The following is a 12,479-nucleotide window of genomic DNA, read 5'->3' on the forward strand; positions in this document are numbered from 1 at the left end:
GAATATCAGTGAATTGCGATACGAGGAGCACTCTCATAAATTAGATAAAAAAATGTATACAATATTTGTATGCGCTTGACAATTCAGTAAAAGGCACAAGGAAATTGTATTTGTAATTAGTCATTAGTCATTTGTCGGTAGTTGGAGTTGTCAAATAAACTGTAGAAACTATCTAACTGAAAATCTTATTTCACAGTAAATATCTATCAATTTAATAGCCTACTCAAGCAAAAATGATCAATTGAAAAGAAAGATAAATAAACCCAACATTAATAGACTGCAATTTAAGAGAAAGTTTAAAAATAACGATAAAATATTCAGAACATTTAGAAAATAAAAAAGTATTTAAAAGGATTTAATATTCTGCTAAAATAACTTATAAAGTGAAAACGATTACAAAAAAGAGGGGGCAACATGAAATATAGAGATATTAGAGGTGTGATGAAGTATGGTTCCGGACTTTTTTTGTATGATCCAGCAACTGGTCGGGGGAAAAGTCATGTGGCTCGTCAGCTGTTATATCAAAATAGCAAGCAGGGACTTGGCAAGCAAATATTTATAACAAACAATATTAAAAATTTGTCAGTTAAAGAGTGGCAGGAGCTTTTTCAAGATGACGGCAGAGGTGAGATGTTCAATCAAGACGTATTGCATATTAAAGCAAACGTCGACTTTGTCATCGATAGTTTACCGGAAATAATTGATTATCTTGAAGACTATCAAACAGAATTATACAAAAAAATACGATCAAAGATTGAGGAATACCGCAATGAAGAAGGACAAATAAAAATAGAGTTGAAAGAATATTTAAGGAACGAATTAGAGCCGGAATTTCGTATGGAGTTGAAAAAGCTTATTCGCATTGCGCTGCCGAAAAAATTAGAAGAGCGTCAACAAGTGATCAATGAAGATAAGAAATGGGAGTGGTTGGCTCAATTATACCCAACAGTTAAAGTCTGGAATTATAAGATATTTATCATGACAGTGAAAAAATTTATCCAAGTTGTAGATCCGCTTATTGATAAAAATTTCATTTTTCTAAATTCTGACTTCACAGAGGATGCCACGGTTGTGATTGATGAATTTGATGAAACGAAACAAGTGCTCTTGGAAGATATTATTGATTCAGCGCTTAAATCAAAAATAGATCTTTTGAGTACGTTTCAGCGGATTTATAGCGCATTGACTGAGGAGAGATATACCAAAATTTTGCGTAAATATGATAAGAGGTTAGAGCGTGGCTTTCTAGAAAATCGCGGTGAAAAATTTCCTAGTCTGATTGAAGAGGCGGAACAGCTTTATTCAAAATTTCGTTTAGATTTATTTTATAAGACAGTTGGTACAATCTCACAGTCTTCTAAAGTCGTTTTTTTCGATGGTGCTTATCATTTTTCTTACGATACTAAGGATAATCGCACCTCCGGTATTGTCAATGTAGAAGAAAACCGAGTTGAGCTCTTTTTTATCTCAAAGCTAGAGTATAAAAAAACTATCGACAGCGGGACACAAATGAAACCTCTGGATATGATTTCTGAGGTTTATAGGTTCATTGAAAAATTTCAATATGCGGTGGAACAATGGGCTTATCAGCTGCGGACGGAGACCAATGATCATCGAGAAATGAATGATAATCGGATGACTAGGCAACAATCGATTGAGTCGATGTTTAATTTAATCGATTTTACAGATGAGGTGATCAAAAGCTTGATCAATCGGAAAGTTGATCGGCGCCTAAGGAAAAGAGTGTTGGATGAGACGGCTATCACTATGCAATGGTATGAGTATGTTGATTCAGATAGTAATTACTTTAAAACAATCATTCAGCTGTTACGAATCGATGATTTACCTGAAACAGCAATTATTTCTCTAGCCAAACGGTCAAGAGTAGTTGGTCTATCAGCAACAGCGTTAACGCCGACCGTTTTAGGAAATTACGATTTGAGAAGAATTCAAAGTCAGCTTGGGAGTAATTACCATATTGCGTTTGAAGAAAAGCAGCTGTTTAGCGAGGCGACTAAAAAAGAATATCAGGGCTTGAATAAAATGTATCAGGAAAAAGGTATCGGATTTACAATAGCAAGCTTTGAAAAATTTTTTGATCTGACTTTTTCAGAGGGGAAAATCCAAAAGATAATAGCTCATTATGCTAAGAGTAATAATCAAGAATCATTGGAGACAATAGCGAACGATGTTACGGTCGCAATAAACAACGCGTTGAAAAACATCGAGAAATACGATGTTAGCTATTATTGCAATCGCTATGTGGAATTGCTCGAGTCCTTTTGTATTTTTATCACTTCTGAACACCATTCGATTTTAGCTTTGACGAAAGCCTTACCAAAACTAAATAAGTGGGAGTTTGAAGAAAAATTTATTTGTACGACCTTCAACGAATTAACAAATTATTACGGAATCGAAGCTGATATTTTTATTTTAAGGGGTGAAGAATTTGATAACAACAAAAAAAGGCTGCTGAGGCGTTTAGCGAAGGGGGAAAAAATCTATATTCTGACTTCCTATGCGACTACTGGGGCTGGCCAAAATCTTCAGTATGAGATCAACGAAGCCACTGATACCGTCAATATTACCTCAGCGCTAAGTGAAAAAAATTTCAATGCAATGATGAAAGATATTGACGGTGTGTACCTGGGGAATATCACCTATTTGTTATCTTACCTGAACTTTAATGTAGAAGAAGAGGTCTTGAATAAGCAAATCATCAATTTTTTAGTGGAAATTGAATATCTCTTTGCAAATGGAGAGATAGAAAAGCACAAAAAAGATGAAATTATTCATAATCTTCTTAAGATTTATGTGACTAAGCAACCGCAAAGTTTGGGTGATATCAAACTAGATGATACTTTAAGTGCTAGATTAAAAGCAACCAAACTCGTTATTCAAGCAGTCGGTCGTATAACACGGACGCAAAACAAAAATAAAAATATAATGATGTTAGTGTCTCTAAAATTATTAGAGAAAATTACTGATGCTGGATTAAATTTCAACACCTTAACTTCAGAAATGATTGCCCTTTTAGAGTATAAGCAACAGAAAAAAATCACAGATCATGGGGAAAAAGAGACGGAAGTGTTACGAAACAGAAGGAATAATTTGGCTTTAAACGCTAGCAAAAAAATACCTTGACCGCTTGCTGAGTAGTATCGGAAAAAGTGAAAAAGCTCGGGAGGATTGGCGGAGTCTGAGAATTCAACTGTTGAGAAATCCCACAGTCGACCAACTGCCTGAAGGCGAGTTGGCAGATGCCTATATTGAAGTTCCCGGTGGTCAAGGTAGCCAATATTTCTATGGGATAGCTACTACAACGAATGATTATTATTTTGGTAAAACAAAGGCTGAAGTGCAGGCGCAGATTGCAGTTGCAGCGGACACAAAAACAATTTATGAGATTTCTGAAGAAGGGGCCAGATTACCACAGTTGCTGCTCTATCTGGGGATGAAAGATTATTTTTCAGAAATGGAATTTGCCACAAAGTTTGCAGAAAAGCGCTACATGGTAAACCCCATTTATTATCAGCAGATTTTGAAGGGAGCCTATGGCGAATACGCTGGAAAATATATTATTGAGACTGAATTGGGTAATCAGTTGAAAGAAATTAGAACGGACAGAGCATTTGAGTTATTTGACTACCGCGATGATCAAGGAAATTATTATGATTTTAAAAACTGGCAGGAAACTTCTCGGCTGCCAGTCGAGGAGGCCAGAGCAAAAAATCACAATAAGTTAACTATTGTTGGAGGAAAAAGAGCTTGGATTATCAATTTAATTAAACCACGACGGGAAGACCTAAGTTTCGGAATAAGCCAGGATAGAAAAATTGTTGAAGTCCCATGGTTGATTGATTCCAAGGGCAATAGCAAATTAGGTGAGTGGGCAAGGGAAATTTGGAGGGAAATGAATGAGTAAACCAATTACACTTTATCAAAATCAATGGGAAATCGACCACCATTTCGATAAGCTAAATGAGGATTTCGATTTTTACCGAATCGAAAATCTTTCTGATAATTTTGAGGCTTTTTCAACACTCAGTGCCGCTATTCAATTTAGCTTTCCTCAAGTGCTGAATGCTAAGCAATTAAAAAAGGGTACTACTTATATTGTTGTCACTGAAAAATCACAGGTTAATGAGGAGGACCTCAAACGTTTAGCGGCTTATTATAGTTCAGTTGAAGTCAAAATTGATAAAATCCCCAGCCAGGCTGTCCGTTATATAAACGGAGAAAATTACTTTTTTTTGACGTGTCTGATTTTGGGCTTATTACCTGTGTATTCTATCCGGGATGGCTGGGCCCAAATTGATGGACATACGTACTTTTTTATGCCTACTACGGAATCCTCGTGGCATAAAAAAGATCGCATCTATGGAGTTGGAATTGAACCCGAGTTTCAAAATCAGCGATTTAAAATCAAGGCTCGCACCTTCGCTAAGCTAAACGAGTTTAATCGTGAAAAAACCAGACAATTTTTTGTTCGGGATGAGCAGCAAGGTACTTTAAAACAAATTCCAATAGTACCTAGAGACAATGTAGGTAGTTATTATTCAAACAAGGCTGTACCCAAGTCTAAGGCGTCAATACCCCAGCTTGACCTCTCTTCAATTAAAGGATTTGAAAAGACTAAGACCGGAATATTTTACAATTTTATGAAGGATGTTCAACAATATCTAGGGGCATATATTACATTAAGAGTAAATTCGATGGATAATATCGACTACAAATCGGCCCAATATGCCCATAAAGATCATCGCGAGGAGTATATTGGCCATTTTGCGAATCAGACAATTCACTTAATTGATTTAATTAAGTCAGAGGAGTCTCAGGAGTTTCTCGCTGATTTTCAAACTTTTGTCGAAAGCGAATCAGACTATAATGAAATCAATTTTCAAGTTTCAGACAAACCTATGGCTGGCTTTAATTTGGCGGTGCTCCATAATTTTGATTACTATGAATCAGAGGAAGCGATTGAAGCGGGTGAAAAAGATCCTCATTTAGCTTCGGAGAAGGACCAAATCATTCAGCATATCACTATTGAAGACTTTATTTATTCTACTAAAACTGGTGAGATTATAAAGGAGCCAATCATCAAGATTTTACAAGAGTTGATTTTAAAAGAGGTCAATTGTAAGTTGCAGCTAAACAAATTGACGATGCAGGACTATTTTCAAAAATATGGTCCGTTAAGTTTTGCAAAATACTATGAAGAAAGTGAAGGATGCTATGGATTGTATCTTCTAGAAATCTCATCCGATGGGAAGCTAGCTTATAAGTATTTTTCACCGGAGAATATTGCTCAAAGAACGGACCCTTTACTAACTACATTGGAAGAGATGCGTTTGTCTAGAGAAAGTCAAACTTCATCAAAGTATACAAACCACAGTAAAGTTTCAGGATTTGTAATCAAGAATCCAGACGCCATTGGTATGATTTACGAGACAAACCGGTTTACTATTTCTGATTTTGAAAGAATCCAAGAAATATTAAGCAACATCAAGGAAGATAACGCCGATGTTATTGTTGGAAATTTACAACGCGTAGTAGCAGCGTTTTTGTCGGAAAACAAAAATCATCCTAATTTTGAAACTGGTCAAAATTTTTATGCCTCATTAAGTAACTATGGATATACGGAGAACGTGCAAGTCATCAAACAAGGATTTGATCTAAGAGGAAAGCCGTCCATCATGAAAGAAATAAATGATGAAGTTTACAAGCAATTAGGCTATTTCCTATGGTCACCACTCAGAACAAAGGAATATCAAGACAGCTATGCTAACTTTCTGGATATTAATTACTTCGAGGAACGAGGGAAAAGCTACTATTTTGTAGGTATCCCAAAAAAAGGGATTAAAAATGCACCAATTGTTAGGACAACTAAAATAAGGGAACTTGTTTCAAATAAAGAGTCTGCGATAAGCTTTAATGAGATTCGGGACCTTTTTGATATTGATATTGTCAAAAATGGTTCACTAACGGTCTACCCTTTTCCATTCAAGTTGTTGCGGGAATATATCAGCAATGAAAGTCATAAACTAAGAGTTGGGAAGGGGAAGTAGGTGGTGTGGTATTGATGGGACTAGAAGATAATTATAATTACTAAGTCTAGCTATTGAAAAATTTGTTTTATATATGAGTATTACAAGTAAACAAAAAGCTCAGACTTATTTCTTTAGCCGTCAATATAATATTTAATCTATCACAATATCTTATCCCTATAGCTTGATAGAAAATAAGGAAAACTATTAACTTGTTGATGTAACTGATTTTTATGTAACTTAAGCTACTTGTTGTTCCTTGTTGAAAAAAAACTGGCTTATTTTTCAAATTATTAATTAAATATAGAAAGAAAAGGAATTCTAAAAATCAGCATAAAAACTGATTTTAGAATTCCTTTTTTATTTTTTTTGAGTAAAAAAACGATTGTGTGTTGAGATGGCTTCTTATAACTATATATTATGCGAAATAATTGATATTATTCGTCATATATTTCGTGATAATTAAATTTTAAATGTAATTAATTTCAATGTCAATCCTATTTTAAATAAAAAAATAGGAAATGTGATAAAAAAATGAGGTTTTTTCGTAATTTAGTTTTTTTATCGAATAGGTTTCTGATTTTTTTGATACAGAGGATAAACGGATGGATAATCGAAAAACGCCAAGTTGACAGTGTTCTTTTTTAAGATTTGTATTGTTTTTTTTTACGCCGTCATTAAAACAGTCAATGATTTGATATTTAAATTTTTTATCAAGAATTATTTCTTTGAGGGAAGTAAATAGCTCAGATGTAGTTCTACCGTTATTTAGCACAAATAAAATCACAGCGACTAAAATAATAAGCTAGAAATGAGAGGAGGCGCTCTTTAGTGTCTTTCGGAATGATACAGCTGTGAAGCAGGTTAACTTTTTGGTGCAAAAGGAAAGGTATTCAAGAGAATACACAGCAAGAAATATATGTAAACCTCTTTTTATGAATTGACAGCCAAGATACTGACAGAAAAAATTTTGGAGTAATATTTGTTTTCTCAACATTATAAAGAGAACTTCGTCACGAAATAATATTCATTTGGAAGCTATTATTTTAGATAGCTATTTGAAAAATAGAGAACGTAAATTTTTATTTCGAAAACTACTAATTTTAATTAATATCTATTGACCGTCGATTTGACCGTCAAAAAGAAGTCTTACCTTGATAATAAAGCTAATAGTTAATAGCTTCGTACAATATATAGTTATAGGAAGTTAATGTACCTTCTTAATTTTTGGAAAGATTAACAACTAAGCTTGTTAAATTTCTCAAATTGGCTTTAAACCAAGCACAGAAACTTAGTTGGATTTTTTGTATTCACTCATTTTAAAACCTAGCTGTGAATTAAATAAATAGAGGTGATTATTATGAAACAGGTTCTGTTTTTAACAAAAAACATCTATATGGATAGAGAATGGCAATCTAGAATTCAACAATTAGGTTATGAGGTTTTTTGTTCAAATCAATTGTTGGAGCGAATACTTTGTAATCGTGACACAAGCATGTTCAGATTGTTCAAAACAGTTGTTCTAAGTGAAAGCATTGCTAATGATGAGGCAGAAAAAATTAGTGAACTGGCCAAACCCAACAAAGTTCGTTTGTTTCGGATTGATGAACAAGTGGATTTTGAAACGAACCATGATGAAGCTGATCAATTGGATGAGATTAAACTTTTGCATTCGAGTATGACACTGACAGAATTACGAGAAACTTTGATGGATGCTCGTGCAGTTAAAATTTTTGCGACGGTGTTTCCTAAAGGTAGTGAAGAGGCTAACATGGCTGAAATTCCAATTCATTTAGTAGCTTCGTTTATGTCAACGATGTCCAAAAAAGAAAAGGAACTTTTTAATATCTTGTTAGAGAACAACGGAGAGTTTGTCAGTCGTGTGGAGTTAAGTGATGCAATTTGGGGGCAAGGGGTCTCAAATTCTTCTTTAGCACAGTTATCACAAATTATTGGTCGTTTAAAGAAAAAAATGGTTAAGGCAGGTTTAGATGAAAATCTAATTGAGACTCATTGGAACAAAGGATATGCGCTGCAAGAAAAAATGTGTGCCAGTATTCCTACATATTTAGCGGAGAAAGTAACGTAATTAATTTATTCTATTGTGTCAGGAAGTTAAACATTAGAACAAGAAATAAGTTTAAGTAGCTTTGTGAAGATACCAGCATTATACCTGCAGTATGTTGTCAATCTTTCAAAGGCATTACTTGCTGCCTATATTCTTAAAAAGCCTGAAGGGATATAAGGCTTGAGTTAATTATCAACGGAAAAGGAAAAATTTCTTTTGAGTAGTAGGTCGGTTACCTAACTAGCATTGGATTGACAATTTTTAGGAGTTGAAATTTAAAGGAGGTGGTGTTTTGTTGGTGAAAAGAACCTTAAAAAAGGTTCTTTGCCTTCCTGCCTTAGACTACAGGGAGTGACTAATTTGTCAATGTGTCTATTCCTACCTAGTACACAAAAAGGGACAAGAAAGGGGTTGATAAAAAAATGAAATTTGGGAAAAAGCAATACAGATTTAGTGTGTTGCTGCTAGCCGTACTGATGACCATGCTAATTTCGGTTTTAGGGAAAGAACTTGCAAATACTGAGGTAACTAGAGCTGAGTCTTCTAATTATCAATTGGAGTTATCGGAGATATCAGAGTCTGCAGGAGGCTTATCATTTGAACTCACAGTTGCCAATCCAAGTGAAGAAACGATAACTTTGGATACAAGTGGATTGGTTATCGGAGAAGAAGATGCTAGCGAGTTGGTAGCGGGAAGTAATCAAGATATTGATGTGTCAATTGATATTGAAACGCAACAGCTCACTATTAAGACACAACCGTCAGGTGAGCCATTGAAAATTCTAGGCAACTTTAAAAAAGAGAAGGTGACCGACAGGGATACTCAAGGACAAGTTTCTCTGAGTGTTGCGGGAAATCTTATTACAGAAAAAAATTTCCAATTGTATCAGCAAGCAGAAGCCTCAACTTACGCAGACTTAGAAATTCCAACAACTCAAACTACTACTACAAGAAATGCACGAGCTATTGGGACACAGATTATTACACCGGTAGCAACTTGGGCAGAGTTTACAGCAGCTATTTCTGATGCAACAACAACGGTAATTCAATTAACCGCAGATATTGCGAATCCTACGCCAACGGCCAATCCATACGTGGCAACGCTATCCAAAAACTTAGAAATTGTTGGAGTGGACGATACAGGCCAACCAGCTAATCGGGTAATTAATTTTGGTGATTCATACAGAACAGCTGGAGCTGGTATTGTTTTGAGCAGTAGTATCACAACGGCTACTTCTCTTAGTTTTAAAAATGTCGAGTTTAGAGGAATTGGAAATCGTGATACCGACAATAGAACAGGCAATGCTTTGATTTACTCAGCTGAAACTAACGGACTTTGGTCGGTTAATTTTGAGGATTTTGTTTATAACAAAGGCCTTGGAAATACTAAGCGTATCATGTATGCTCCAACAGCTACTGCTACCTTTAGAGGGCAAAATAATCTGATTGCTAGTGATTATGGTGCTGCACCAAATTCTGCTGGTGGACAAACAAGTGTGGGGACCGATTGGCAGCGGATGTTTGAAATCAAGTCATTTATTTTGACTGATGGCGCTTATCTTAAAGTTGACTTGGTTGATATGCTTTTCTACTCGACAGTTAGCGGAACTGACCGGACAAATGGTGCTCAATTCAGAGTCGAGAAAGGTTCCACTTTGGAAGGAAGTAATCAACTGACCCCTCTGATAGCAGTTGAGGGAACCTACTTCAATTTCTACACTGGAGTAGATGATGGGTCAACACCTAGCACTGTTAAATTGAGCGGTACAACAAGATATCGTGACCGTTACGGCGGTTTAATATGTGTGGAGGGTGCTAACGCTCATTACTCGGTTGCAAATGGTTCTTTATTAGACTTAGATGGACGCTGGTCACCAGTTACGGTCATGATGAGTGATTATGGAATCTTTGATATTGATGAAGCCTCTACCTTTAATGCTTCAGTTCAATCTGATAATGGTTATTCACTTGGTGGAACAATCCGTTTTAGAGAAGAAGGGCACATGACCTTCAACATCATGAACAATTCTGTTCTTAGAGTGGAAAAAGAAGATATTAATTCTAGTGGTGTTACAGCGACAGCCAATCGTGGAGCCGCCATTCGTATGTATGGTGGCGATAACGTGATGAATGTTTCTGGGCAATCTAGAGTCTACGTTCAAAGTAATTCTAATGAGTACGCTATCCAGTACACTACAAGTCGCTCAATGCGCAATGCATTTAATCTTCAAGATGCTCGCAGTATGATTGATATCGATTCTTATCGTTCTGGAGGAATTGAATCAGATTATGCAGTAGATATCACAGCAGAATCGGGTACTGAATTTCAGTTAGCTTCTGGTGGAAACTATACTTTCAATTACGCTACTAACAGCCGTCTTGAGTTTGATAATATGCTTTATTACGATTTTAGAAACAATAATAGAGGATATGTATTTTATGGTTCTGGAGCACAATTGCGTTCTGTAAACTCAGACTTAAGTGTATGGTCAAGTAGCTCCAATTTGGATGGTGATCCCACTAAGGCATTTACACTGGGATCAGCAGCTTTTAGTGGCACGAGATTCAATACAGTAGCGAGTAATTTTTCTTTGGAGCTAATTCCTGGGAAAATCGGTACAGCCTATACAACAACGCCAGAAATGTTAGCGTTCTTTGGGGTGACTGCCAACCGAATGCAAAACTATGCTCGCTTAAGTGGAAATAACGCCTATCCAATTGTTGATGAGCTGCGGGTTTCAACCGACGCAGACAAATATATCTATGGACACGTTTCAATTCCTGAAGGGGTAGAAGGTATTCGTGATGCTTGGACGGGTGAAGTGACGGTTGAGGTCAGAGTAACAAAGCTAGATGGCACAAGTTATGTTCTCACAGGAACAACTTCTGCTGGGACATCTGTTTATGGGGAAACTGCCCGTGACGGTATGTTTACAATTGAAAATATTGTAAATGGTAACAGCGAGTTTATTGAAGCGGGCTCTGAAATAGAAGTTTTAAGGGCTTGGCGTGGAACTGGTGATCCTGATAGTGGTCAAGTGCACGTTGGGACACCAACTATTGATGAACGTTGGGTACAAACTCCAATTACAGCGGTTGATGTGACACCTCCAACCATACCAACACCAACCATAACTGCCGATCAAGTCACCAATGCTTCTAGAACATTAAGTGGAAGTGATGCTGAGCCTGGGGCAACTGGTTATATAGGTGTTAAAAGTGCTACAGCCGGTGATACAGACGAGCCAACTTTCCTTCCGGAGACTTTCACAGTCCAGCCAGATGGGACTTGGTCAGTGACAGTTAGTGATTATTTTGTTGCAGGAGAAAAAGTTTCAATTTTCTTCAATGATAATGCAGGTGAAGCGAGCGCGGTTGTAAGCCCACCAAGTACAAATAATACTATAGGGAATATTAATCCGTATCAAACGATAAGTTATCATGATGCAACTTTTACCGGTGTTACAGAATATGTCGTAGAAGACATCATGCCTGATATCGCTGTTGACAAAACAGTTGTTTCAAGTAGTGCGGATGGTACAACCTCGGTTGGAGATAGGCTGACATATACAATTGTAGTGTCAAATAGTCGCAGTGATGGTGTGACGTCTACACTAAATGATGTCACTGCAACTGATGTCATACCAGATTTCCTAACGCTTGATGAAACGTCAATCACGGGAAATATCAATGGGACAACTCTTGAATCAACCGATTATTCTTTTGAAAATGGAACTTTAACTTTCTCAGCAGGAACGCTACTTTCACAAGAAACAGCAACAATCAGCTTTACTGCGGTTGTAGAAAGCGATGCATATAATACAACGATTACTAATACAGTAAATGCTGAAGGTAAAACTATTCCTGGTGACTCTTTGACGGCTTCCTCATCTGTAGTAAATCCGGGGGGCGTGGTCTTAGGGACAGTTGAAATTGTCAGAGCACCGTCAGAAATTAACTTTGGACAAATTGAATATCGTGCTCAAAATATTCGCGTAAATGAAGCGAACATTGTTGGAGATGACCTTGAAGTCAGCGATACTCGAGGAGCAAGCGGTCAAACCGCTTGGGAGATTAAAGCCACTGTTGAAAAGCCTATGACTTTAGAAGGTGGGTCACATGTTTTAGCAAATGCCTTACATTATCAATATGGGGATAGTGACTTAACTTTGTTGGAAGATCAGTCAATGACAGTCTATCAAAAGAGTAGTGGTGGTAGTCAAAACATTAGCTCTGCTTGGAGCGCAGATGGAGATGGGCTAAAACTGGATGTCCAAGCCATCGATGCCAGCCGACTAGGAGACTATCAAGGTACTATTTTATGGACACTAGAAGTATCTCCACCGTAAAAACAGAATGGAGGA

5 protein-coding genes are annotated in these 12,479 nt (G+C 36.6%); all 5 read left to right on the forward strand.

Going from position 1 to position 12,479, the window contains the following annotated elements:
- Window positions 1–414: 414 nt before the first annotated feature.
- Window positions 415–3,144 (forward strand): hypothetical protein, encoded by a 2,730-nt coding sequence (locus tag AC1Z3S_RS01040; RefSeq protein WP_461738792.1) that lies wholly within the window; start codon window positions 415–417, stop codon window positions 3,142–3,144.
- Window positions 3,145–3,214: 70 nt separating this feature from the next.
- Window positions 3,215–3,925, forward strand: a complete 711-nt coding sequence (locus tag AC1Z3S_RS01045) for a hypothetical protein (protein ID WP_461738793.1) — start codon at window positions 3,215–3,217, stop codon at window positions 3,923–3,925.
- Window positions 3,918–6,068 carry a hypothetical protein gene (locus tag AC1Z3S_RS01050; protein WP_461738794.1) on the forward strand — a complete coding sequence of 717 codons (2,151 nt, stop codon included), beginning with the start codon at window positions 3,918–3,920 and terminating at the stop codon, window positions 6,066–6,068. The genes AC1Z3S_RS01045 and AC1Z3S_RS01050 overlap by 8 nt, the downstream gene beginning before the upstream one ends.
- Window positions 6,069–7,407: 1,339 nt before the next feature.
- A complete protein-coding gene (locus AC1Z3S_RS01055; RefSeq protein ID WP_461738795.1) occupies window positions 7,408–8,136 on the forward strand; it encodes a winged helix-turn-helix domain-containing protein in 729 nt (242 codons plus the stop codon).
- A 401-nt stretch (window positions 8,137–8,537) separates the two neighbouring features.
- The gene (locus AC1Z3S_RS01060) at window positions 8,538–12,464 is read left to right on the forward strand and encodes a pectate lyase-like adhesive domain-containing protein (RefSeq protein ID WP_461738796.1); all 3,927 of its coding nucleotides are present in this window, start codon (window positions 8,538–8,540) and stop codon (window positions 12,462–12,464) included.
- Window positions 12,465–12,479 lie beyond the last annotated feature (15 nt).

Source organism: Enterococcus sp. LJL90 (assembly GCF_056924355.1).

Excerpts from the sequence above, each read along its gene's own strand:
- AC1Z3S_RS01040 (WP_461738792.1), top strand. The coding sequence starts at position 415 with ATGAAATATAGAGATATTAGAGGTGTGATGAAGTATGGTTCCGGACTT.
- AC1Z3S_RS01050 (WP_461738794.1), top strand. The coding sequence starts at position 3,918 with ATGAGTAAACCAATTACACTTTATCAAAATCAATGGGAAATCGACCAC.
- AC1Z3S_RS01055 (WP_461738795.1), top strand. The coding sequence starts at position 7,408 with ATGAAACAGGTTCTGTTTTTAACAAAAAACATCTATATGGATAGAGAA.
- AC1Z3S_RS01060 (WP_461738796.1), top strand. The coding sequence starts at position 8,538 with ATGAAATTTGGGAAAAAGCAATACAGATTTAGTGTGTTGCTGCTAGCC.